The sequence below is a fragment of the Nocardia sp. NPDC058176 genome (assembly GCF_042883805.1).
GTDB lineage: Bacteria > Actinomycetota > Actinomycetes > Mycobacteriales > Mycobacteriaceae > Nocardia.
On the sequence record NZ_JBHVVA010000005.1, the window covers coordinates 435,287 to 459,459 of the forward strand.

Sequence of the window (24,173 nt, forward strand, 5' to 3'; positions counted from 1 at the left end):
ACGAAAGGAATACCGATCACCGTGTCCACAGGTGTCCCCACTCTCTCCCGCGCCCGCGTCCCCGCGGTCGCACTCCTCGCCGCGGCGACCATCGCCGGTTGCGCCCCGGCCGCCACGACCGCGACGACGGCCGATGGCTTCCCGCTGACGATCTCGAGCTGCGGCCGCGACGTCACCTTCGACGCGCCACCGCAGCGCGTCGTGACCGTCGGCTCCATCGGCGCACCCCTGATCGCCGCCGCGGGCGCCGCCGATCGCCTCACCACCAGAACCTTCGAGACCGCGCCCTTCCCCGGCCAGTACGCCGACGCGCTGTCCGGCGTCGAAATCACCGCCCCCTCCGGCGAACTCGCACGCGAGGAGATCATCAACCGCTCCCCCGACCTGGTGGTGAGCTTCGAGGGCGCCGCGGTGACCCCCGAAGACCTCGCCCAGGTGAACATCCCGCTGCTGATCACTCGCGGCTACTGCCAGGACGCCGCCGGGTCGTTCGAGGACGTCTTCGCCGACATCGCGCTCTACGGACAGCTTTTCGGCACGAGCGCCGCCGCCGAGGCCGAAGTGGCCGCACTGCAACAGCGGGTCACCGCCGTCACCGACCGCCACCGCGACACCGCGACCCGCATCCCCGCCGCGGCGCTGATCATCTCCCGCGACGGCGCCAAGCTCAACGCCTACGGCGGCAAGAGCACCGTCGACGTCCAGATGAACATCCTCGGCCTGGACAACATCTACGGCGACACCGCCAAGCGCAGCTTCGAAGCCAACACCGAGACGCTGATCGCCAGGGACCCGGAGGTGATCATCCTGCTCACCCAGGGTGACCAGACGCCCGAATCGGCCCGCGCCGCCCTGCGGCAACGTCCCGAACTGGCCGGACTGCGCGCGATCGAATCCGATCGAATCATCGTGGCGCCCTTCGGTTACACCGGCCCCGGCCCGGTCGCCGTCGAGGGTCTGGAAGTGCTCGACCGCGAGCTGGGCGCGCTGCGATGAGCACCGCGACCACCACCGGCTACGTCGTGCGGCCCGCGGGTCCCGCCGATGTCCCCGGTGCCCGCAGCGTCATGCTCGACACCTTCTACCAGGTGTTCGGCATCGGCTATCTGCCCGAATACCACCAGGACGTCATCGATCCCGACACCGCGTATCTGCGCCACCCGCGCAATCGGCTCTGGGTCGCCGAGCGCGACGGTGTCATCGTGGCGACCACCGCGATCCGGGCCCAGGGGCCCGCGCACCCGCCGCATCCGGCCGAACTCGCCCAGCGCTATCCCGATGACACCACCGCACAGCTGTTCCGGGTCTATGTCCGCCCCGAACACCACCGGCGCGGACTGGCCAGCCGACTGGTCGAGGCGGCCATCGAGCACGTGCGCACGACGCCCGCCTTCGAGCGGCTGTACCTGCACACCGACGCGCGCACCCCCGGCGCGCTGGAATTCTGGCGCACCGTCGGACAGATCGTGCACGACGCGCGCGGCCCACACGAGGGGTTCCAGACCGTGCACCTCGAGATCCCGCTCGATCGCGAACAGGTGCGCTGAGGGGTGCCGCTGGCGCGGTGACGACGGACACGGCACTATCGAGTCCGTGGAACGATTGCCCCTCGGACGAACCACCCCGGCTGCGGGTGTTCCGTCGTGACCGCGCTGGCACCCGGTGAGAACCGGCCCGCGCCCGGCGACCAGTTGACCGTCACCGTGGCCAGTTCGGCGCCGGTCGACGTGTCGGCCCTGCTGCTCAACTCCGCGGGTGCGGTCCGGTCCGACGCCGACTTCGTGTTCTTCAACCAGCCCGTCGGTCCCGGCGTCACCTACCGGCACGGCAACGGCGGACCCGATGTCGTGCAGGTGCAGACCTCCGCCCTGCCCGCCGATGTCGACCGGGTGGTGGTCGCGGCCAGCCTCGACGGTCGCGGACCCGCCACCTTCGCCGGCGTCGGCCAGCTCACCGCCACCATCGGATCCGGTTCGGCGGCACTGACTTTCCCCATCGCCGGACTCACCACCGAGAGCGCCGTCGTCTGCGTGGAGATCTACCGGCGCGGCGGCGCGTGGAAGGTCCGCGCCATCGGCCAGGGCTACGACGACGGCCTGGCAGGCATCGCTTCGGCCTTCGGCGTCAACCTCGACGACGAACCGGAACCCCCTGTCGCCCAGGGCAATCCATCAGCTCCCCACGTCCCTCCGCCGGGCCAATTCCCATCCGCTTCCGCCCCGGCGTATCCGAGCAACCCGGCGCCCTACCCGAGCGCGCAGCCCGGGAACCCCGGCTACGGACCGGGCGCCGGAGGCCAACCGAGCCATGCTGCTCCGGTGCCGGGACAGTCCCCACCCAACCCCGCGCCTCCTCCGGGCAACGCGCAGCATTCGTTCTCTTCCCAGCAAGGAGCTCAGCCCGTGCACAGCGATCTGTTCGACCCCAAGCACGCCGAGGTCAACGGCCTCGGGATCCAGAAGCAGGGCAGCAAGATGGTCCGGGTCGGGCTCAACGGCGAGGTCATGGCCCGCGCGGGCTCGATGGTCGCCTACCAGGGCGAGCTGGAGTTCAAAGCGCTCGGCTCCGGCGGAATCGGCCGCGCCATCCGCCAGCAGCTCACCGGGGAGGGCGTGCCGCTGATGAAGGTGAGCGGCCGCGGCGACCTGTTCCTGGCCAACAGCGCCGCCGACGTCCACCTGATCGACCTCGACGGCACCGACGGCCTCACCATCAACGGCGCCAACGTCCTCGCCTTCGAACCGAGCCTGCAGTACACCGTCGCCCGCGTCCAGGGCGCCGCCGCCTACGCCTCCAGCGCGGGCCTGTTCAACTGCGTGTTCACCGGCCGCGGCCGCATCGCCATCACCACCCACGGCGTCCCCGTCGTCCTCACCGTCGACCAGGCCACCTACGCCGACCCCAACGCGGCCGTCGCCTGGTCGTCGAGCCTGCAGACCGGCATCAAGCGCAACGACTCCTTCGGCCTCGGCCGCCTCATCGGCCGCAGCACCGGCGAAGCGAGCACCCTGTCCTTCTCCGGCCGCGGCTTCGTCATCGTCCAGCCCTCCGAAATGCCCCCGGGCGGCTTCATCGGCGGCGCGGGCGGCGGCCAGCAGGCAGGCCATTCCGGCGGAATCTTCGGCTGAGAACGCGCGCTCCGTTAGTCGATGCCGACATAACGATTCGGACGGCGCATCGCCATCGGCCGAGAGCCCACAGTGGATACTCGGGCGGGCGATGCGCGCGGGAGACCATGGCGTCCCGGGCACCGCAGCCATCGAGGCCGTGAGCACACAGGCCACGACAAGCCGCTTCTCCGCCGAGCCACGGCGCTCGGCTGCTCGCGGCTGCGCACCCGGTTTCGGCGGGGCGAAACCGGCACCTTGCTGATCGCGCGCACCTGCGCGCACTGCTGGAAGAGGCATCCCATGAGAGCCCGATCCATCGTCATCACCGCCGCCGCAGTCGGCGGAGTTCTGGTATCCACCCAGGCGTACTCGACCATCGACCACACGCCATCGACGGCACCCCGGTCCGACGGCATAGTGCTGATGCAGAACACCAGCGAACTCGGCACCAGGAACAGCCCCGTCCCGCTCGGTCAGGCGCAAGCCGTCGGCGCGGACTGGGAGGTCACCGTTGTCGGCGTCGACACCAATGCCACATCGAAGGTACTGGCGGAGAACCAGTTCAACGATCCCCCTGCCGAGGGCAGACAATTCGTCATCGTTCGTGCGGCGGCGAAATACGTCGGCGGCGACACCGGCACTCCGTGGCCCGACCTCGAATTCAGGTACTACGGCTCGTCCGGGAACACATACTCCACCTACAACGACTCGTGCGGCGTGATCCCCGACCCGCTGAGGGACGTAGGTGAGCTGTATCCGGGCGCCACCGGAACCGGCAACCAGTGCTTCGCCGTCCCCGCCGACCAGATCGCCGGTGGCGCGGTCATCGTCGACGCCGGCTCGTCCTACGACGGCAGCACCCGGCAATTCTTCGCGATCGGCTGAGAAAGCCCCGCCGCGCCGCCTGCGATGTCACCAGCCCCGCAGCGGATTCATCATCCGCTCTGACGGTAGGGCAGCCCGCCACGCGGTCGCGGCGCTCAGAGCGCCCGGCCGGCCCTGGTCCGACGCCATGCGGTGAGCACACCGCAGCCGAGGATCAGGGCGGTCGCGGCGACCGTCGGACCGACCCGATGTGGTGTGACGGTGAAGACATCATCGACGAACACCGGCCACGCCGTCTCCGAGCGCCCGACCGACGTGCGGATGACGGTCAGATCCGCCGCGACGGTGGCAGTCAGATCCGCCTGCCCGGACGGGACGACACCCTCGGCCACCCGCACCCAAGTGCCGGGCAAGGCCGGGCCGGGCTCTGGTTCTGGAACGAACCACCCGTCAACGGCATCGAGCAGAGCGAGGACCGGAAGCACCGCGGCCGTCATGACAGTCGGCAGCGGTGCGGGCAGACAGCTACCGAGCGCGAACCCGACTGCGGCGGGAAACACGACAAGGTAGGCAGCTTCGGTCACCCCCAAGGTGTCGGTCAGCGCCGGGAGAACGCCCGTCACCGTCACCACCGCGAGCATGCCCACACCGAGTGTCGGCCGCTGCCAACGCATCCCGGCGGCCGCCCCCGCCGCGAGCAATACCACCTGCAGTGACAACCACCGAGCATCGGCCTCGAACACCGTCGTCGGATCCGCCGCGACCGCCACTGCCACCGCGAGCACCGTCGCCACCCCAACCGCCGCGGGACCGGATACCCGCAGACAGACGACCGCGAGCACGACCACCAGCAGCGCCACCGCCACCACCACCGAATGCGTCACCGCCAGCAGCACCCCCACCCCGAGCGGCAGCCCGACACCCAGCGCCACCCCGCGCCGCGGCAGTTCGCTCTCGACCCGTTCGAACCGCAACAGCCATGCCGCGACGAGCAACGCGACGACGGCCGCCAACAGCAGAGGCCAGGTCACCGTGCCATCGGTGCCCCCTTGCACGGCCACCTCGAACGACAGATACCCGGCCTGTAGCAGCAGATTGTCCACCCGCACCCCGAACACCAACGCGACTACGACCCCGGCCGCGAACCCCACCTGACCACCAGGCCGAAGAACAGCCGCGGCACCGAGCAACCCCACTCCGAGACTCATCAGAATCGCCTGCTCCCGAAAAGTCCCCGGCGACCCCATCGCCGACACCGTCCCCAGCAGCCCGGCACCGACCAGCCCCGCCCCAGCAGCCACCGGATATCGCGGATTCCCGCGCGCCAGCACCGCCGAGACCACCACCGCGATCACCACCGACTCCACGACAGCGGTCACCACCGGCTGCCCCGTCCACGTCGTCTCGACCCCGGACCCGGCCCCCGCATGAGCGAGGTAATAGCCCACCACCAACCCGGCGAACAGCCCGAGCCCACCCACCGACACCGAACGCGCGTTCACCGAGCTCTCCTCTCCCCGTATTCCGGAAGCACCCTAGCCACGGCCTACGACAACAACTTCGCGCGGACGAGTCATCGAGGTCGAGCGGCACCTGCCGAGTGTGGTGCCGAGCGGCCTCGCCATGGCCGAGCGGATCCGCGACCGAGCGCTGTCGCTAGCGCCCCTCGCCGTCGACAACAGGGTCCGCGACGGGTCGTCGCCGCCAGCGCACCATGGCCGCACAGCCGAGGGCTGTCACAGTTGCCGCGAGGAAGGTCGACTCCTGCCCGATCGCCACGGTGTAGGAGTCGGCTTCCTCCGCAAGCCAGCCGAATTCCGGTTCACCGTAGTCGGCCGTCAGGACTCGGCGCTCGAACGAATGGGCGAGCACCGGCACCACCGACAGCCCGATCACAGTCACCGACGTGGCGGGCAGGCTCGCGCCGACGACGAAACCGATCGCCGTCGGCGCGGCGAACCGGAACGCGAACTCGGCGATCGTGTTGCTGTCGAGCAGTACGGGTGCCAGCCCACTCACCGTCACCATCGCACACACCACGACTCCGACCACGGGTGCTCGGTACATCGCCCCGACGGATGCGCCGAGCACCATCAACCCGATCTGCACCCACACTCCGACCCGATCGGGCCCGGCACCGATCGAGGGATCGACCGCGATCACCGCCGCGACGGCGAGCATCGCCAGCACGTACACCCCGTCCGGACGCGGCAGCCACCAGCCGAGTCCGGCCAACCCCACCACCGCGACAACGGCCACCGTCACCGACGGATTGCCGGGCAGCTCACCCACGGCGAGCACCAACGCACCCGCGCCGAGCGGAACGCCGACGCCGAGCGCCAGCGCACGCCGCGACGGGACCGGCTCGACCCGCTCCTGCCCGATGACGAACCCCGCGGCGAGCAACGCGAGCACAGCGGCGACGAGCAACGGCCAACTGTCCGGGAGGTCCGGGACGGTGCGCGTCGACAGGTAATCGCCATAGCGGCGCGGTATTTCGACACTGTGATCGATCCGGAACCCGTACAGCACCGCGATCAACGCCCCGACCACGAACCAGCGCTGCCCTTCCGGCCTGATCACCGCCGTCGCGATGAGCAGTCCGGCGCCGACACCACCCAGGATCGACTGTTCCGACGAGGTTCCCGAAGTATGCATCGCGGCGACGGCGACAACCATCGCGAGCCCGGCGACCCCGACCCCCACCGCGACCAGATACTGCGCCCGGAGCCTCCCCAGCACCACCACCACGACCACCGCGACCAGTGCCGCGGCGACCGCCGACCACACCGGACCCGACCCGAACCAGCTCGCCCGACCCCCACTGCTGACGACGGCGAAATTCGTTCGCGTATGCCCGATCACGTACCCGCTGAGATACCCGCACAGCGCACCGACCGAAGCTGCCACGATCGCACGCCCGTTCATTCGCAGCACAATAGCTGCTGATTCACGCCGAAAAACGACGAATCAGCAGCTCAGCGAGGTTGCCGCCGCTCGGGGCTAGGAACCGGCGCGCTCCTTGCGGGCCTGTCGACGCGCCTCCCGCATCTCGGCGAGCTCCTGCTCGAGGCTCTCGGCGATGCGGAACTGGCCGGTGTCGTAGATGTTGACCGGTTCGACCGCCTCGTAGCCGAAGTTGGCTTCGGCGAAGGCCTTTTCGACGCGCGCCTCGATATCGGAGATGGTGCTCTTGCGCGCGGCCGGAACCGAATCGGCGGGCTTGGTCGCCTCGGCGGGCTCGGCGGGAGCCTTCGGCGCCTCGGGAGCGGGCGCGGGTGCCTGAACCGCGACCTTCTTGGCGGCCTTGTCCCCCGACGGCTTGCCGATGCCGAAACGCCTGCGCTTCTCGGTGGGTCGGCCGTTGCCGTTGGCGACCGGTTCGGTCGGCGTCCACACGGGTTCCCTGGTCACCGGCACGGTCGGAGCGGTCTCGACTGCGGCGGCCTCGGTGGCAGCGGCAAACGCCTCGGCCCGCGCCGCCCCGGACATCGGCGGCTGATAGGTCAGCCGTACCCCCTCGGTGGCCTGACGGTTGAGGATGTTCTCGGCCGGATCGGGCATGTCCCTGACCTGGCTGGTGGCCCGGGTGATGGCAAGACCGTAGCGGGCGCTGACCGCGTCGTGGATCAGCAGCGCGACACCGATCATCACCGGCGCGACCGCGTGCACCGCGGCGTCGTACCAACGGCCGTCGCGCACATAGGGATAGGTGTTGAGGGTGACGGTGAGCCCGAGCAACGCGAGCTCGGCGAGCGCGACCTGGCGCCGGTTGTCGATGACGCCCCACTCGGCGACCTTGTTGGTGCCGACCATGATGATGATCAGACACACGCTGATCATCGCCTCGAGCAGGTAGCTGAACCAGAACAGCGGGTCACTCGGCCCACCGGGGGCGATGTTCTGCTGGACGTTCACCGCCGACCAGAGCATGCCGGCGCCGACGACGCCCGCCAGCGCCTTGAGCGACCACGACCGGTGCCGGTACAGCGAAGCCAGCTTCGCGTGCGGGCTCGATTCGCGCCGCTGGGCGGCCATCGCCTTTCTGGCGAGCAGCAGATCTCGCATGTCGGCCTTCTCGATTGCTTCGGTGGTCTGTCGGGACCGGTCGGAGGCCGAGGCCATCGCCTGGGTGTGCTTCCAGCGCTGTTCGCGATCCTGTTCCCGGATGCGTTCGGCCAGTTCGCGTTCGGCGCGCAGCTCGTCTTCCGACAGGGCGTCGGTGAGGGCGGGATCGAATTGGTAGGCGAGGCGCCCGCGCGCCCGTTCGACGCGCTGGGCGAGCTGACTGACGTCGTCCTCGAGCGGAGACTCGACGGTCATGCCAGACCACCGCCCCGGAATCGCGAAGGCAGACAGGTGAGCACACGTGTGAACGGCACACGCCATTCTTAGTCCATACACCCTCAGGTGTGAAACCGATGCTCCGACACCGCACCCCATACACGGCGCGCCGTGGGCGACACGCGCATCCGGCACGACCCCCGCCGCGTCCACCATTTTTCCCCATCGGTGCGCAAACGTTGCCGAAACGCCGACTATTGCCACCTCGCCAATAGTGGTCCACACTGTATCCGTAACCACCGGTCACGCCTGCGGCCGGTGCTGTGCCGAGCCGTAAGGAGACTCGATGGCCGCCATTCGGTCCAGTTGGATGAACGAGGACCTGGACGCGCTGCGCGACCTCGCGCGCGCCTTCATGGCCAAGGAACTCGCGCCCAATATCGACAAGTACCGCGAGCAGCACCACGTCGACCGCGACCTGTGGAACAAGGCGGGCGAGCTGGGCCTGCTGTGCCTGTCGATCCCGGAGGAGTACGGCGGCGGTGGCGGCACCTTCGCCCACGAGGCCGTGCTCATGGAGGAACAGGCCCGCGTGGTCGACACCTCCTGGGGCGTGAGCCTGCACAACGGCATCGTCGCGCACTACCTGCTCTCCTACGGCACCGAGGAGCAGAAGCAGCAGTGGCTGCCCAAGATGGCCAGCGGCGAGGTCGTCGGCGCGATCGCGATGACCGAGCCCGGCACCGGCTCCGACCTGCAGGCCGTCAAGGCCAAGGCCATCCGGGACGGCGACGAGTACGTCATCAACGGCTCCAAGACCTTCATCACCAACGGCGCGCAGGCCGACCTGATCATCCTGGTCGCCAAGACCGACCCCACCCAGGGCGCCTCCGGTGTCTCGCTGGTGCTGGTCGAGGCCGATCGCGCCGGGTTCCGGCGCGGCCGCGTGCTGGACAAGATCGGGCAGAAGGGCCAGGACACCTCCGAGCTGTTCTTCGAGGACGTGCGCGTCCCGGTGACCAACCTGCTCGGCACCCAGGAGGGCCAGGGCTTCATCCAGCTCATGCAGCAGCTCCCGCAGGAGCGGCTGATCGTGTCGCTGGGCGCGGTCGCGGGCATGGAGGTCGCCCTCGATCACACCCTGCGCTACACCAAGGAGCGCGAGGCGTTCGGCCGTCCGGTGTTCGGTTTCCAGAACACCAAGTTCAAGCTGGCCGAGGTCGCCACCGAATCCCGCATCGCGCGCGTGTTCATCGACGACTGCGTCGAGAAGCACATCCGCGGCGAGCTCGACATCCCCACCGTCGCCATGGCCAAGTGGTGGACCACCGACCGCGCGATGCAGATCGCCGACACCTGTCTGCAGCTGTTCGGCGGCTACGGCTACATGAACGAGTACCCGATCGCGCGGATGTGGGTCGACAACCGCGTCCAGCTGATCTACGCGGGCACCAACGAGATCATGAAGGAGATCATCGCCCGCAGTCTGTGACGACCGGCGCGCGCGGATGATCTTCCCGGCCGCGAACAGCCATCCGGCGGATGCGCTGTTCGCGGCCGGTTTTCGTACCGACCTATCCGATCCCGCCGCCGACACGAATGCCCTTCGGAAGCGGCGGGCAACACGGGCGACGAGGACGGTGCGGCGACAGTGGACACGGACGGCGACGCGTCATCGGGCACCGGTCCTGACCCGGCCCTACCGGCCCGCGAGCCGATGATGCAGGCGGTGTGCGGCGTCACCGGTGACAGCGATCCCGTCCTGCTGGCCGCGCACGAACTGGCCACCCTGCACGAGCGGCGCGAGCAGCTCGTCCCCGGCGACACCAGCGAGATCGACTGGGAGCGTGCCCGTCTGGTCTGCGAGATCGACCGCTGGGTGGCGATCCGTTCGCCCCGGCCCGCCACCACGGCCCCCATGCACACCGAGAGCATCGGCGCCGTCGTCGACCGGATGGCCCACTTCGCCGCCCTCACCTACCGCGCCCTGGCCTGCGGTGCCGAACCCCAGCTCCACGCCGCCCAGCTCCGACTCCACGAATTGGCCTGCGGCTACGACGATCTCGTCAACGAGGTGTCCACCGGCACCCGGCGCCTCCCCGACGCCGACTAGCCTGCGCCCTTGTCGCCTTCGAGCTCCCTGATCCGTTTCGCGGCCTCCGCGAGCCGCTTCTTCCGGGCCTTGGTCTCGGATTCCTTCAGCTCCTCGTACAGTTCCTCGTCGGAATCACTGAACCGCAGGATCATTCGCGGAATGCTCAAGGTGATGATCAGCGACGGCCACAGGATCCAGGCGTAGTCCCACCCGACGATCACCTGCAGCACGAGAAAACTGATCAGGGTGGTACCGAGGATGATCCAGTCGATGGATTCGATCCGATCGCCCCTGGCCCGCAGCGCCGAGAGTTCGGCGGCCGCGGTCGGGGTCGCCGAGTCACCACCCGCCACCACGGCACCCTCCCCGAACGGAACCTTCGCCAACTGCCCGTTCACCCGCGTGAGCGGCACCCCACCCGGCAGTCCCCGAAACGACTCGTCGAGCGCCCGCACCGTCCTGGCCGTGGCCACCGCCCCCGAGCGCTCATAGAACTCGGCACTGTCCAATCGCCCATCCGCGAAATGCTTCCCGAGCGCATCCAGCGCATGCATCCGCTCGCTGTCACTCAACAGCAGCCCGTCGGGGTCAGGAGTCGCGGTCATGGAATCGACCTTTCGCACCGGCACTCACGTCGCCCCCAGTCTAGCCTCGCCCCACCGATCGAATCACCGTTCCCCAACCCCCCCACCAAGCCACCACCACCCGTTGCCCCGAATACCAACCGGTGCGCCACCCGATACGGCCACGGAACCCAGCGCACCAGCTCCACCCGCGCGCCCGGTAATCAACACCCACCCTCCCCCAAGGTCCGGGCCGCGGCACACGGTCCCCGCTGATCGGGCAGCGGGGACCGTTTCCATTCCTCGACACCGACGGCGCGGACCGAATTCCCTCTCGCCCCGTCGATTACGTTGGGCGCATGGGTGGAATCCAGATCTCGGCCGCGCACCACGCCACGACCGAACTCGCACAGGCGGTGACGGCGCTGATGCGTCAACTGTCGACGACCGCCGCACCCGTCACCGTCGAGGCGCTCGCCGAACTCATCGAGTCCGAATCCACCACACTGCTCATCGCTTCCGCCGAGGAGCGCGTCGTCGGCATGCTCAGCCTCGTCACCTACGGCATCCCGACCGGCCTGCGTGCCCGAATCGAGGACGTCGTGGTCGACGAATCCATGCGCGGCAAAGGAGTCGCGTTCGATCTCACCAACACTGCTGTCGAACTCGCCCATCGAGCCGGCGCGCGGACCGTCGACCTCACCTCCAGGCCCTCCCGCGAGTCCGCGAACCGGCTCTACCAGCGCGCGGGTTTCCACGCACGCGACTCCCTCACCTATCGCCGGACTCTCACCAACCGCTGAGCCCCGAACCGCGCAGCCCGGTTGAGTCAGTACAGGCGCACCGCGACCAAAGTCCATTTGTCCTTGACCATTTCGATTCGGCCTGCGACAGCGAAGGTCCTGGGTCCGCGCTGGTAGGAGGCGAAGATCTCGGCGGAGCCAGGTTCGGCGGCGGTCAGGTGAACCCGCGCCAGGGCGGCCGTGCCGAGAGTCCGGCCGGGCGCGAGGTCCTGCGTGAGCATGGTGCGCACGGCGGCGAGAACACGCTGGTCGGCCACCGCACGCAACTGGGTGACCGGCCTGCGCCGATCGACGACCTCGAGCACCAGCCGAAGAACGTATTCGGCGAATTTTGTTGTGCCGGCACTCTTCACCGATTCAGAAGGCGCCTCCGGTGCACAGGCGCCCCGAACCGCTCTGCGCACACCGAGCGGTGCACTGCCGGTCGCCTGGCGCCGGATGGAACTGGTAGCCCGGTGCGGTGCACGCACTTCCGCGCGACGGTCGACAGCCAGACGCTCGAGTGGCGGTTCGCAGTGCGGCGCAGGCCGCAACGTCGTGTGTTCCGTAGACATGGCTCGTCCCCTTCGAGATTGCCCACCCACTCCCCAGTGGTGGCGCACAGCATGCCATGGACCTATGACAACCGTCCGGGGAATCGATGTGGCTGACCGCGCGGTGTCCGGTGTCAGAACAGGGTCATCGGTTCGTCGGGGACGGGGGCGGGTTGGGGTGGGAGCTCGGGGAGGAGGGTGCGGACCTCGTCGTGGAAGCGGCGGGCCAGGGGGCGGGCGGCGGCGTTGTCGGGGGTGTGGATGAAGACGGTGGGTGAGCGGCCTTCGCGGAGCCAGCCGGCGACCGTCTCGACCCAGGGCTGCCAGCCGTCGACGGTGCGCTGTTCGTCGGCGCGGCCGTGATAGCGCACGATCGGGTACTCGGTCAGGGCGCGGGTCCGGCGGGGCACGCGGGGCTTCTTCGCGCGGGCCTCGTATTCGGAGGGATCACCGGGCGGGCCGTCGAACAGGACGGTGGTGTCGAAGGGCACCCATTCGGCGCCGATCCGACCGAGCACCCGTTCCAGCTGCACCGCGACCCGCTCGTCGGTGAAGAACGCGGGATGCCGCACCTCCACCGCACACCGCAACCCACTCGGCAACGAACGCTGGAACCGCGCGAGCGCCCCGAGCTCGCTCGGCCCGAAGGACGCGGGCAGCTGGATCCACAGCGCGTGCACGCGCGACCCCAGCGGCGCCATCACGTCGAGAAAGGCCGCGAGCTCACCCTCGGCGTCGACCAGCCTGCGCTCATGGGTGACGGCCCTCGGTGGCTTGAGCACGAACCGGAAATCCGGCGCGGTCTGCTCGACCCACGACCGCACGGTCGACGCGGACGGCGTCGCGTAGAACGTGGTGTTGCCCTCCACGGCACCGCAGTGCCCGGCATAGGCCCGCAGTCGCTCGCCGGGTGCAGGCAACCGCTGCTGCCACTGCGGATGCGTCCACATGGCACACCCCATCCGCAGCTCCCGCACAGGCCGACGGTAGTACAGCAACCGCCCGCGCCTAAAATGAGACCGGTTGCCACCATTTCGCCCCGTGAGCGTGCCCCGGTGCGCGCACCACGGAAAGGGCCTGTGATGGCGATTCTCACCACCGAGCGGCCCCGTGCCGCCCTCGCCACCCGCGCCTGGCTCGGCGTGTCCGCCGCCATGGTCGCCATCGCGTGGGGCGGCAACGAGTTCACCCCGCTGCTGGTCATGTACAAGGCCAACGGCCTGCCGCTCACCGCGGTCGACCTGCTGCTGTTCTACTACGTCCTCGGCATCGTGCCCGCCCTGCTCATCGGCGGCCCGCTCTCGGACCGCTTCGGCCGCCGCCCGCTCATGCTGCCCGCCCCGCTGATCGCCGCGGCCGGTTCGCTGCTGCTCGCGGTGGGCGCTGCCTCGGTGCCGATGCTGGCCGCGGGCCGGATGCTGTGCGGTGTCGCGCTCGGACTCGCGATGGCGGTCGGCGGCAGCTGGCTCAAGGAACTGTCCCAACCACCGTTCGCCGCGAGCGCCGCTCCCGGCGCGGGCGCGCGCCGCTCGGCGATGAGCCTGACCGCGGGCTTCGCGCTCGGCGCGGGTGTGGCCGGGACGCTCGCCCAGTGGGGACCGCTGCCCGATTCCACCGCCTACCTCGTCAACGCAGCGCTGTGTCTCGCGACGGCGTTCTGGCTGGCCAGGACCCCGGAAACGGTGACCCGTCAGCCGAAGCCGGGCCGCCTGCGCGATGACATGAAGATCCCCGCCGCCGGGCATCGACGGTTCCTGCGCGTCGCGGTGCCGATCGCGCTGTGGCTGTTCACCGCCAACGCCACCGCCTACGCCGTGCTGCCAACGCTCATGCTCCCGCGCGTGCAACAGGCTCCGATCGCCTTCTCCGCACTGGTCACCATGGTGACGCTGGGCTGCGGTTTCACCATCCAATCGGTGGCCCGCCGCATCGACAAGCCCGGTACCGCCCGCGCCGGAGTGATCGCCCTGATCCTGCTGACAATCGGCATGGTGCTCGCCGCGTGGACCGCGGCCACCCTGAGCGTCTGGGTGACGCTGCTGACCGCCGTCGTCCTCGGCAGCGGCTACGGCATCGGCCTGGTCGCCGGCCTGCAGCAGATCGAACGCATCGCCGGTCCGGGCGATCTGGCCGGACTCAACGCGGTGTTCTACTCGGTGAGCTACCTCGGCTTCGGCGTGCCCGCGGTGCTGTCGTCGCTACACGGCGGCCTCGGCTTCGGGTATCCGGCCATGTACCTGGTCACCGCGCTGATCGCCGCGGCCTGCCTTGCCCTGGTCGCGGCGAACTACCGTGAACGGCTGTGAGTACCGACCCGATCGAAATCCTGCGCCGCTGGCAGGACTCCGGCGCGACCTGGCGGGTGCTGTGGCGCCGCGCCGACACGGTCACCATCGGACTGTTCGAATGCACGGGCGGTCAGGAGGTCGACCGATTCACCTCGACCGATCCGGCCCTGCTGCGATTCCTCGGCGAACGCACCAGCAGCGAGGACTGACCAGCGGGCCGTGGCGGGTCTAGGCTGATCGACGTCATCGCTTCACACCCGTCGGCCGCCAGCGGCCGGTTCGCTCAGTGAGGAGAGATCATGTCGGCACCCACCAAGGGTCTGTCCGCGGGAACCTGGGTCATCGACCCGGCCCACTCCACCCTGCAGTTCTCCGTGCGCCACCTGATGGTGAGCAAGGTGCGCGGCCGCTTCACCGATTTCACCGGCACGCTCGTCGTACACCCCGACGGCTCGGCCGACGCGGAAGTCCAGATCAAGGTCGACTCGGTCACCACCGACAACGAGCAGCGCGACGGCCACCTGCGCACCGCCGACTTCTTCGACGCCGAGAACCATCCCGTCGCCACCTTCGAGGCCACCGGCTTCCGCCCGCTGAGCAACGATTTCAGCCTGACCGGCGATTTCACCATCCGCGGCAACTCCCACCCGGTCACCCTCGAGGTCGAATTCCTCGGTTCCGGCCCCGGCATGGGCGCCCCGGTCGCCGGTTTCAGCGCCACCGCCACCATCAACCGCCGCGATTTCGGCATCACCACCGACATCCCGATGGCCGACGGCGGCGCCGTGGTCGGCGACAAGATCACCCTCTCGCTCGATGTCGAGGTGGGGCTGCAGAGCTGAGCCGGCACACAGCGCTGAGCCACGGACCACAGCGCGTCGGCAGGCAGGCGCCGGTCCGGCCACGGCGCCGCCACGGCGCGGTGCTGCGCCGCGTCGGCCTGATCCTGACCAGGATGGCGGTGGCGGTCATCGCCCTTGCCGTGCTCACCGGCACCGGTCTGGCCTGGTCGGCCAAGCAGGAATTCGATTCCGGCGTCACCCATTCCACCGCGCTCGAGCCCGACGCGCCACGCTCGCGCGGCGGTGCCGTCAACATCCTGCTGATCGGCCTCGACACCCGCAAGGATCTCGACGGCAACGACCTGCCCGCCGAGATCCTGCGCGAACTGCACGCCGGCGACGGCACCGAGGGCGGCTACAACGCCAATACGCTGATCCTGCTGCACATTCCGGCCGAGCTGGACAAGGTCGTCGCGTTCTCCATCCCGCGCGACAACTACGTGCCCGCCATCGGCATTCCCGGATACTCCCAGATCAAGATCAAGGAGGCCTACGGCCTGAAGAAGGCCGCGGTCCAGGCACGGCTGATCGAGCGCGGCGAGACCGATCCGGTGGTGCTGGAACGCCGTGGCCGCGAGGCCGGTCGCGCCTCGATCGTCACCACCGTGCGTGATCTCGTCGGGGTGCCGATCGATCGGTTCGCCGAGATCTCCCTGGCCGGTTTCCACGATCTGGCGAGCGCGGTCGGCGGCGTCGAGGTGTGCCTCGAGGCCGCCGTCGACGACAGCGCGTATTCCGGTGCCGTCTTCCCCGCGGGCCCACAGCATCTCGACAGCGCCCAGGCGCTGGCCTTCGTGCGCCAACGCCACGGCCTGCCCGACGGCGACCTCGACCGCACCCGTCGCCAGCAGGCCTTCCTCGCCGCGGTCGCCAAGTCACTCGACGAATCCGGCACACTCACCAACCTGAGCAAGCTCTCGGCGCTGATGGACGCGGCGCACCGCAATGTGGTGCTGTCCGACGGCTGGAATCTGTTCGACTTCATCCGCGATCTCGGCGCGGCCGGATCGGTGCCGGTCGAGTTCCGCACCCTGCCGGTGGTGCGCTTCGACGTGATCGACGGCCAGGACGTGAACATCATCGACCCGGCCGCGATCAAGCAGGAGGTCCGCACGGCATTCGGGCAGAATCTGCCCGCGACAACCGAGCCCGCGACCGAACAACCGCAGCTGGAGAACCGGGCTCCGATGTCGACCACCAGCGACGGCCCGATCCCCTGCGTGCACTGACGAGAACGGTTCGGCCGCCGGAAACCTCCAGCGGCCGAACCGTTCTCGCCGAACTCAGCCCTCCGGCGCGTCCGGGTAGTCCTGCTGGCGGTACCCGCCCCGCAGCGTGCCGTCCAGATACGCGGCCTTGCATGCCCGCCGGGCGATCTTGCCGCTCGACGTGCGCGGAATGGACCCGGCGGGCACGAGCAGCAGGTCACGCACCGTGACGCCGTGCCGACGCGCGATCGCCGCCCGCACCGTGTCCACGATCGGCCCCGGCTCGAGCTTCGCCGCACCCGTGCCACGCTCGGCCACCACCACCAGCTGCTCGGCCATGTCGTCGGTACAGCCGCTGGCCGCCAGCACGGGCGCGGGCAACTGCCCCGCCTGCACCGAGAACGCCGCGACGAACCCGGGCCGCAGCGCGGTGCTCGCCTCCTGCGCGGAGTACTCGAGATCCTGCGGGTAGTGGTTGCGACCGTCGACGATCACCAGATCCTTGACCCGGCCGGTGATGAACAGCTCCCCGTCGTGATAGGCGCCGAAATCGCCGGTGCGCATCCACTTCGCGTCATCGGGTGCGCCCTCGGTGCGGCTGCCGACGGGGTTGCGGGCGCTCACCCGGTTGTGGAAGGTCTCCTCGGTCTCCGCCGCGCGACCCCAGTAACCGATACCCATGTTGTCGCCGTGCAGCCAGATCTCGCCGACCTCGCCCTCGCGACGCTCGACGCCGGTGTCCGGATCGACGACCACCGCCCACTGCGACCGCGCCACATACCCGCACGAGACCTGCGCGACCGCGTTCGCCGCGTGCTCGTCGACCTCGACCATCCGGCCCTCGTTCAACTCCCCGCGATCGACGTAGACCACCCGCGCCTCGTCATCGCGCTTGGTCGCCGAGACGAACAGCGTGGCCTCGGCCATCCCGTAGCAGGGCTTGATCGCGGTCTTGGACAACCCGTACGGCGCGAACGCCTCGTTGAACTTGCGCATCGAGGCCACCGACACCGGCTCGCTGCCGTTGATCAGCCCGATCACATTCGACAGATCCAGCGATTCGTCCTGTTTGGGCAGCCCGCGCACCGCGGCGTGCTCGAACGCGAAGTTCGGTGCCGCCGAATAGATCTCGGCGCCATCGGCCTGTGCGGCCAGCTCCTTGATCCAGCGCGAGGGCCTGCGCACGAACGCGCTCGGCGACATGATGGTGATGAACTTGCCGCCGATGGTCGGCAGGATCACCGTGAGCAGCCCCATGTCGTGGAACAGCGGCAGCCAGGTGACCCCGCGCGCGTTCTCGGTGATGCCGATGGCATCGATCATCTGCAGCAGATTCGTGCCGACCGAACGGTGCGTGATCTCCACGCCGGCGGGCACCCTGGTCGATCCCGAGGTGTACTGCAGATACGCCACGCTGTCGATGTTGATGTCGGGCCTGCGCCACCGCGTTCCGACGGTGTCCGGAATCGCCTCGACCGCAATGATTCTCGGCCGCTGTCCAGCTGGCTGTTCGCGGAAGAAGTTGCGCACCCCCGCCGCCGCGCTGCCGACGGTGAGCACCGCGGCCGGATCACAGTCGCCGAGCACCGCGTGCAGCCGGTCGCTGTGACCCTGCTCCTCCGGATCGAACAGTGGCACAGCCACATTCCCCGCGTACACCGCCGCGAACAGCGCGACGACATAGTCGAGTCCCTGTGGCGCGAGCACCGCGACCCGGTCGCCGGGCTTGGTCACCTGCTGCAGGCGTGCGGCCACCGCGCGCAGCCGGACTCCGAATTCGCGCCAGGTCAGTTCCTGGTATTCCCCCTCACGTTCCCGCGAATAGTCGATGAAGCGATAGGCCAGGTCGTCGCCATTGGCCTCGCTGTGTTTGTCGACGAAGTCGATCAAGGTCTGGTCACCGGGAATCCGGATCGCGCCCTGTTCGTCCACATAGTCGTCGAAAGTCTCGCCGATCATTCCCTATCCTTTTCAACGCACAATGCCTCGCCGAGAGGCTGATCTCGTGCAATGACCTAGTAGGCGCCGCCGAAGGCGATCGTCGTCAATACCGACCGAAGGCGATGGCCACGTTGTGCCCGCCGAATCCGAAGGAGTTGTTCACCGCGTAGTCGATGCGGCCGCGGCGGGCCTGCCCGGAGACGACGTCGAGATCGATCTCGGGGTCCTGGTTTTCCAGGTTCAGGGTGGGCGGAACGATGCTGTCGCGCACGCTGAGCACGGTCAGCACCGATTCGAGCGCGCCGACCGCGCCGATCGAATGCCCGAGCGCCGATTTCGGCGCGTACACCGAGGCGTGCGAACCGATCGCCTTGGCGATGGCGTTGGCCTCGGCGGTGTCGCCGATCGGGGTCGCGGTGGCGTGGGCGTTGATGTGGCCGACGTCGGTGCGGTCGATCCCGCCGGTCTGGATCGCCCGCGTCATGGCCCGTGCCGCGCCGGTGCCCTCGGGATCCGGTGCGACGAGATGGAATCCGTCGGAGGTGACGCCCGCGCCGAGCAGCCGCGCGTGGATCGTCGCGCCGCGCGCCTTGGCGTGCTCCTCGGTCTCGATCACCATCATCGCGCCCGCCTCGCCGAAGACGAAGCCGTCGCGGTCGGCGTCGAACGGCCGCGAGGCCGCCTTGGGATCGGAGTTGCGCGTGCTCATGGCCCGCATCTGGGTGAACGCCGCGATCGGCACCGCCTGGATCGAGCCCTCGACGCCGCCGGTCACCACCATGTCGGCGTCACCCATCATGATCATCCGCCAGGCGTTGGCGATCGCCTCCGAACCCGACGAGCAGGCCGAGACCGGCGTGGAAACCCCTGCACGCGCGCCCAATTCGATCCCGACACAGGCGGCGGGACCATTGGGCATGATCGCCTGCACGGTCAGCGGCGACACCTTGCGGTACCCACCGTTGCTGAGCTTGTCGCGGGCGTAGATCAGGGATTCGGCGCCGCCGAGCCCGGTACCGATCGAGACGCCGAGCCGGTCGCGGTCGACCTCGGGACTACCCGCGTTGCGCCAGACCTCGCGGCCGAGCACCACGGCCATCTGCTCGACATAGGACAGCCTGCGCGCCTCTTCGCGAGTGAGCGACGCTGCCGGGGAGACCTTCAGGTGCCCGCCGATCCGCACCGGCAGGTCGAAATCATCGATGAAGGAATCCTCCAGAACGTCGATCCCGCTCTCGCCGTTGAGCAGACCCTTCCAGGTCGAGTCGACGTCGCCCGCGATCGACGTGGTCGCCGCCAGGCTCGTGACCACGATGTCCGTCATAAATTTCGCTCACTCTCTCTAGCTATGCCACGACTGGATCGGGAACCGCTGATGGAGCTGAACTGGTGGAGCGTATATGCACTCGGCGCGAGACGCGCAATGCGCCGGGGCTATTGTCGGTGGGTCGCGATCGACCTGAGCACCGGCGACGACGGGCAACACTACCGGACCGACGCAACTCTCGCTTTTCACCGACAGGAAAGGGCAACGAGCGTGGCCAGGAACCTGACCCAACTGGAACTGCTCATCGAACTCGAAGGCATCGCCGCGAGCAACGTCGATCGACACCTGGCGATGGCCAAGGACTGGCATCCACACGACTACGTGCCGTGGGAGAAAGGCCGCAATTTCGCCGCCATGGGCGGAATCGATTGGGACCCAGAGCAATCCGCGCTCAGCGAGCTGGCCAAGGCCGCGATGGTCACCAATCTGCTCACCGAGGACAACCTGCCGTCCTATCACCGCGAGATCGCCGAGAACTTCTCCCAGGACGGCGCCTGGGGCACCTGGGTCGGTCGCTGGACCGCCGAGGAGAACCGGCACGGCATCGTGATGCGCGATTACCTGGTCGTCACCCGCGGCGTCGATCCCGTCGCGCTGGAGCAGGCCAGGATGATCCACATGACCAACGGCTATTCGGCGATGGCGGTGGTGGACGAGAAGTCACGCGGTCGCGACATCGAGATCGCCTCCGGCGCCGGTTTCCTGTACTCGGTCGCCTATGTGACCTTCCAGGAGCTGGCCACCCGCGTCAGCCATCGCAACACCGGCCGCGTCTGCGACGACCCGATCGCCGACCGGATGCTGGCCCGCATCGCCGCCGACGAGAACCTGCACATGATCTTCTACCGCAACCTGTGCGCGGCCGCGCTCGACCTCGCGCCCGATCAGACCATCGAGGCGATCAGCACGATCGTGCAGGGCTTCCAGATGCCGGGCGCCGGGATGCCGGGCTGGCGCCGCAATGGCGTGCTGATGGCCAAGCACGGCATCTACGACCTGCGCCAGCACCTCGAGGAGGTCCTGCTGCCGGTGCTGCGCAAGTGGAACATCTTCGAGCGCACCGACTTCACCGCGCGGGGCGAGCGGGCACGCGAGGAGCTCGCGGCCTTCCTCGACCGGCTGCGCGAGGACGTCGTGCGCTTCGAGGAGCAGCGCGACCGGTCACTGGCCCGCGCGGCCGCCCGCGAACGCCAACCCGTCTGAGCGCCGGGTCGCGCTCCGGCCGCCTCGTCAACGGGCCGGATCGCGACGCGCGTCGTTCTTGTTCCGGTACATCGCCGCGTCGGCGGCATGCACCAATTCGTCTGCGGTAGCGGGCAATTCCTCGAAGAACGCCACCCCGATGCTCACCCCGACCGCAAGCGTGTGCCCGTCCATCTCGAGCGGTGCGGTGAGCGCGGCCATCAGCTCGTCGGCCAGGTCGACCAGTTGTGCTTCCCCCGAACAGTTCTCGACCAGTACCAGGAACTCGTCCCCGCCGATGCGGGCGGCCAGCGCGCCCGTGGGCCGAACCGCCTCGAGCATCCGGTCGGCGACCACCCGCAGTACCCGGTCACCGACCGCGTGTCCCCACAGGTCGTTGATCTCCTTGAAGCCGTCCAGATCCAGGTAGCAGACGCCGATCGGCGGTTCGACGGTCGTCAGCCGGTTGAACAGGTGCGGGCGGTTCGGTAGTCCGGTGAGCGCGTCGTGGTTGGCGTCGTGCCAGAGCTGGTCGGCGAGCTGTTTGCGCTCGGTGACGTCGACCGCGACGCCGATCAGGAACTGGATGCTGCCCTCGGCATCGCGCACCGCCGACATCGACAGGTCGATCGCGGTGATCCGGCCGTCGGCGCGCAGATGTTCCGTCTCGGTCCGGAAGCTCTCGGATTCCCCGGCGACCATCCGCTGCAACTGCTCGAACGCGTAGTTGAGATTCTGTGGGCCGAGGATGTCGGCGACCGTACGACCAGGCATGGTGTCCGGGGTCTGGCCGAGCATCTCGGCCATCGTGGCATTGCAGTTGACCACCCGGCCGGTCATGTCGACGGTGCCGATGCCAACCAGCGCGCCATCGAACACCGCCTCGAAACGGGCCTCCGACAGCGCCCGGCGACTCTCGGCATCGCTGGCCGCGGCCAACGTCGCGGCGAGGGTCGCCTCCTGCTCAGCCAGCGCGGCCGAGCGCAGCGCGGCGGTGAAGCCGGCCGCGAAATCTGCGGCCAGCCCGACAGCTCGACCCCGGATCTCCGGCAGCGCCGGATCGGCCGGTCCATCGGCGGCCGCGACCACGAGGTCCTCGCAGATCACCCGCACCGTGCGGCTGACCGCCGCCGGATCACGGTAGTTGACAGCCACCAGCATGCGGGCGGCCTGACGCGCGACATCGGGATCCTCGCCGCCGCGAGCGGCATCGATCAGACCCGTGCACAGCGCGGCGAGCATCTCCTCGATCTGGGTGCGGGTGAGAGTGGGAGCTACGACGCCGTCGAGGGCTGCGGCCCACCGCTGCGCCAGCTCCCACGACCCCACTACTCATCCACCCTGTCATCCGATCGCACCGCCGTGCCCGCGGCTCAGTCCCTACGGCCTACCCCGGCCAGACCGAGCGAGCGGCCCGGCTGCTCGTGTTGATCCCGATCCGACTCCGGCCGCCACAGCGGCAGCTCGACGACGCCGGGAGTGATCACATCCCATCCCTGGAACAGCTCGACGATCGCGTCCTTGGGCCGGAACTGGATACCGACCCTGCTCTCTTTCGCCGAGTGCGTCCCCAGCTTACCGGCGTCCTCCGGCCGCAGCTCGGAGGTCAGATGTGAAATGGCCACGAAACTGCCCGGCGCGACGGCTTCCCGCAGCGCGGCCACCTTGCCCACCGGATCATCGGCATCGGCCACCAGGTGCAGCACCGCGATCAACAGCAGACCGACCGGCTCGTCGAGATCGATCAGCCCGGTCGCGCGGACCGCGTCGAGCAACTCGCCGGACTCGCGCAGATCGGCCTCGATCGCGCCCGCCCGTTCCCGGCCGAGCAGGATGGTCCGGGAATGGGCGACGGCGACCGGATCGATGTCGACGTAGAGCACGCGCGCCGCCGGGGCGATCTCGTGCACGATCTCGTGCACATTGCCCGCGGTGGGAATGCCCGACCCGATGTCGAGGAACTGCCGGATCCCGGCGTCGAGCATGAAACGCACCGCCCGGCGCAGGAAGGCCCGGTTGCTCAGGGCGAGGCGCGGCAGATCGGGGACCATCGAGATCGCCGCCTCGGCGGCCTTCCGGTCCACCGCGAAGTTGTGCGAGCCGCCCAGCAGCGCGTCATACATCCGAGCGGGGCTCGGCTGCTGCATGTCGACGCCGTCCGGTGCCCACGCAGGCCTGTCCATCGCAATCCCCTGTCCATCGATCCGCCGGCGCCGTCCATGCCCGCTGTGGCGCCAGGGGAATCGTAGACGGCGCCACCGACATCGGCGTGGCTACCGGCTATCTGTCCGTACCGAACGGTTTCGCCCACAGCGGCGCGACATCCGGTGTCATGGTCGCGACCACCGGAACGCCGGCGTCGAGGAAGTTCTCCAGCGCTCTGCGCATGTGATCGGCCGAGGTGATGAGCACGGCCTTGTGCACGCCGAGCGCCTCCATCATCCGCGCCGAGAACTTGGCGTTCTGCACGGTCGAGCCTGCCTCGGTCTCGGCGTGGATCCGATCCCGCGCGAGCCCGCGGACCATGAGCCAGTCCGCCATCACCTGCGCCTCGGTGATCCCGTTGCGGGGGTTGCCGCCGGTGACGATGACCGGGGAGGCGGGCGACATGAACGCCTGGACCAGGGCCGCGTGCAGCCGGTTGCTCAGCTCCGCGCGCATCGTGCCATCGGGCAACAGCCCGTAGCCGAGCACGACGATCGCCGTCTCGGGTCCGTAGGTGTCGGGAAGGCTGATACCGGCAATGCCCGCAACGGATTTCGCCGCACCGAGCAGTCCGGTGGTGACCTGGTCGGAGACGCCGGCCAGCGGCTCGGGTGCCGGTGCCGCGGCGGCCGGGCCGCCGGTGGCGATCGCACCGATCAGAGCGGCGGGCAGCGCCAGGGCCACCGCGCCACGACGCAGAGTGTTGTGAGTGAAGAGCCAGTCCATGATGACCTCCCGAAGCGACGTCGCATCATGGTGACGGAAACCGGCCCCACCCACCCTCGTTTTGTGAAATGTCGCCAGTTCGGACTGCGAACCCGCAGGTAGACCCCGGAAACGACGAAAGCCCCCCAGCATCAGCTGGGGGGCTTTCGTGAAGGATGTTCCGGCGGTGTCCTACTCTCCCACACCCTGTCGAGTGCAGTACCATCGGCGCAGGTGGCCTTAGCTTCCGGGTTCGGAATGG

General features: G+C 69.0%; 23 protein-coding genes. 12 read left to right on the top strand and 11 right to left on the bottom strand.

The annotated features are described in order from the left end of the window. Positions 1-21: 21 nt before the first annotated feature. The 4 genes from ACFVVM_RS26385 (at position 22) to ACFVVM_RS26400 (ending at position 3,995) form a co-directional block, all read left to right on the top strand. Positions 22-996, top strand: coding sequence for an ABC transporter substrate-binding protein (locus ACFVVM_RS26385; protein ID WP_387623413.1), 975 nt, complete (start codon positions 22-24; stop codon positions 994-996). Next, positions 993-1,547: a GNAT family N-acetyltransferase gene (locus tag ACFVVM_RS26390; protein ID WP_387623416.1), complete on the top strand. Its 555-nt coding sequence runs from the start codon at positions 993-995 to the stop codon at positions 1,545-1,547. Before ACFVVM_RS26385 ends, ACFVVM_RS26390 begins: the two co-directional genes overlap by 4 nt. A gap of 96 nt (positions 1,548-1,643) precedes the next feature. Continuing rightward, positions 1,644-3,128 carry an AIM24 family protein gene (locus tag ACFVVM_RS26395; RefSeq protein ID WP_387623419.1) on the top strand — a complete coding sequence of 495 codons (1,485 nt, stop codon included), beginning with the start codon at positions 1,644-1,646 and terminating at the stop codon, positions 3,126-3,128. 282 nt (positions 3,129-3,410) lie between these two features. Further along, positions 3,411-3,995, top strand: coding sequence for a hypothetical protein (locus ACFVVM_RS26400; RefSeq protein ID WP_387623422.1), 585 nt, complete (start codon positions 3,411-3,413; stop codon positions 3,993-3,995). A gap of 95 nt (positions 3,996-4,090) precedes the next feature. On the opposite strand, the gene ACFVVM_RS26405 is transcribed toward ACFVVM_RS26400, so the two are convergent. The 3 genes from ACFVVM_RS26405 to ACFVVM_RS26415 all read right to left on the bottom strand — a co-directional run bounded on the left by ACFVVM_RS26405 (position 4,091) and on the right by ACFVVM_RS26415 (position 8,258). Continuing rightward, positions 4,091-5,437 (bottom strand): hypothetical protein, encoded by a 1,347-nt coding sequence (locus ACFVVM_RS26405; protein ID WP_387623425.1) that lies wholly within the window; start codon positions 5,435-5,437, stop codon positions 4,091-4,093. Between the two features lie 154 nt (positions 5,438-5,591). Next, entirely contained in the window at positions 5,592-6,863 is a 1,272-nt protein-coding gene (locus tag ACFVVM_RS26410; protein ID WP_387623427.1) for a hypothetical protein, read from the bottom strand. A gap of 75 nt (positions 6,864-6,938) precedes the next feature. Continuing rightward, positions 6,939-8,258, bottom strand: coding sequence for a hypothetical protein (locus ACFVVM_RS26415; RefSeq protein ID WP_387623429.1), 1,320 nt, complete (start codon positions 8,256-8,258; stop codon positions 6,939-6,941). Positions 8,259-8,565: 307 nt separating this feature from the next. On the opposite strand from ACFVVM_RS26415, the gene ACFVVM_RS26420 reads away from it, so the two are divergent. Next, positions 8,566-9,711: an acyl-CoA dehydrogenase family protein gene (locus tag ACFVVM_RS26420; RefSeq protein WP_387623432.1), complete on the top strand. Its 1,146-nt coding sequence runs from the start codon at positions 8,566-8,568 to the stop codon at positions 9,709-9,711. 159 nt (positions 9,712-9,870) lie between these two features. Further along, a complete protein-coding gene (locus tag ACFVVM_RS26425) occupies positions 9,871-10,332 on the top strand; it encodes a DUF4254 domain-containing protein (protein ID WP_387623434.1) in 462 nt (153 codons plus the stop codon). On the opposite strand, the gene ACFVVM_RS26430 is transcribed toward ACFVVM_RS26425, so the two are convergent. Continuing rightward, positions 10,329-10,919 carry a DUF1707 domain-containing protein gene (locus ACFVVM_RS26430; RefSeq protein ID WP_387623437.1) on the bottom strand — a complete coding sequence of 197 codons (591 nt, stop codon included), beginning with the start codon at positions 10,917-10,919 and terminating at the stop codon, positions 10,329-10,331. The genes ACFVVM_RS26425 and ACFVVM_RS26430 overlap by 4 nt on opposite strands. A 317-nt stretch (positions 10,920-11,236) precedes the next feature. On the opposite strand from ACFVVM_RS26430, the gene ACFVVM_RS26435 reads away from it, so the two are divergent. Further along, positions 11,237-11,680, top strand: a complete 444-nt coding sequence (locus ACFVVM_RS26435; protein ID WP_387623440.1) for a GNAT family N-acetyltransferase — start codon at positions 11,237-11,239, stop codon at positions 11,678-11,680. Between the two features lie 26 nt (positions 11,681-11,706). Here ACFVVM_RS26435 and ACFVVM_RS26440 read toward each other — a convergent pair whose 3' ends face one another. After that, on the bottom strand, positions 11,707-12,033 hold the full coding sequence (locus tag ACFVVM_RS26440) for an Rv3235 family protein (protein ID WP_387623442.1): 327 nt from the start codon (positions 12,031-12,033) through the stop codon (positions 11,707-11,709). Between the two features lie 314 nt (positions 12,034-12,347). Next, complete coding sequence (locus ACFVVM_RS26445; RefSeq protein ID WP_387623444.1) at positions 12,348-13,190, bottom strand: DUF72 domain-containing protein; 843 nt, start codon at positions 13,188-13,190, stop codon at positions 12,348-12,350. 105 nt (positions 13,191-13,295) lie between these two features. Here ACFVVM_RS26445 and ACFVVM_RS26450 point away from each other — a divergent pair, with 105 nt between their 5' ends. The 4 genes from ACFVVM_RS26450 (at position 13,296) to ACFVVM_RS26465 (ending at position 16,572) form a co-directional block, all read left to right on the top strand. Further along, positions 13,296-14,519, top strand: a complete 1,224-nt coding sequence (locus tag ACFVVM_RS26450; RefSeq protein ID WP_387623447.1) for an MFS transporter — start codon at positions 13,296-13,298, stop codon at positions 14,517-14,519. Beyond that, complete coding sequence (locus ACFVVM_RS26455; RefSeq protein WP_387623450.1) at positions 14,516-14,710, top strand: hypothetical protein; 195 nt, start codon at positions 14,516-14,518, stop codon at positions 14,708-14,710. The genes ACFVVM_RS26450 and ACFVVM_RS26455 overlap by 4 nt, the downstream gene beginning before the upstream one ends. 90 nt (positions 14,711-14,800) lie before the next feature. Beyond that, the gene (locus ACFVVM_RS26460) at positions 14,801-15,343 is read left to right on the top strand and encodes a YceI family protein (RefSeq protein WP_387623452.1); all 543 of its coding nucleotides are present in this window, start codon (positions 14,801-14,803) and stop codon (positions 15,341-15,343) included. Positions 15,344-15,423: 80 nt separating this feature from the next. Further along, complete coding sequence (locus ACFVVM_RS26465) at positions 15,424-16,572, top strand: LCP family protein (protein ID WP_387623454.1); 1,149 nt, start codon at positions 15,424-15,426, stop codon at positions 16,570-16,572. A gap of 54 nt (positions 16,573-16,626) precedes the next feature. Here the strand turns inward: ACFVVM_RS26465 and fadD32 are convergent, their stop codons facing one another. Then, the gene (gene fadD32 / locus ACFVVM_RS26470; protein ID WP_387623456.1) at positions 16,627-18,510 is read right to left on the bottom strand and encodes a long-chain-fatty-acid--AMP ligase FadD32; all 1,884 of its coding nucleotides are present in this window, start codon (positions 18,508-18,510) and stop codon (positions 16,627-16,629) included. A gap of 85 nt (positions 18,511-18,595) precedes the next feature. Next, entirely contained in the window at positions 18,596-19,816 is a 1,221-nt protein-coding gene (locus tag ACFVVM_RS26475) for a KasA/KasB family beta-ketoacyl-ACP synthase (RefSeq protein ID WP_387623458.1), read from the bottom strand. Positions 19,817-20,029: 213 nt separating this feature from the next. On the opposite strand from ACFVVM_RS26475, the gene ACFVVM_RS26480 reads away from it, so the two are divergent. Further along, entirely contained in the window at positions 20,030-21,022 is a 993-nt protein-coding gene (locus ACFVVM_RS26480; RefSeq protein ID WP_387623460.1) for an acyl-ACP desaturase, read from the top strand. 27 nt (positions 21,023-21,049) lie between these two features. On the opposite strand, the gene ACFVVM_RS26485 is transcribed toward ACFVVM_RS26480, so the two are convergent. From ACFVVM_RS26485 to ACFVVM_RS26495, 3 genes are all read right to left on the bottom strand, one after another. Then, the gene (locus ACFVVM_RS26485) at positions 21,050-22,330 is read right to left on the bottom strand and encodes a diguanylate cyclase domain-containing protein (RefSeq protein ID WP_387623463.1); all 1,281 of its coding nucleotides are present in this window, start codon (positions 22,328-22,330) and stop codon (positions 21,050-21,052) included. Positions 22,331-22,374: 44 nt separating this feature from the next. Further along, entirely contained in the window at positions 22,375-23,184 is an 810-nt protein-coding gene (locus ACFVVM_RS26490; protein ID WP_387623466.1) for an SAM-dependent methyltransferase, read from the bottom strand. Positions 23,185-23,281: 97 nt separating this feature from the next. Beyond that, positions 23,282-23,932: a YdcF family protein gene (locus ACFVVM_RS26495; RefSeq protein WP_387623468.1), complete on the bottom strand. Its 651-nt coding sequence runs from the start codon at positions 23,930-23,932 to the stop codon at positions 23,282-23,284. Positions 23,933-24,173 lie beyond the last annotated feature (241 nt).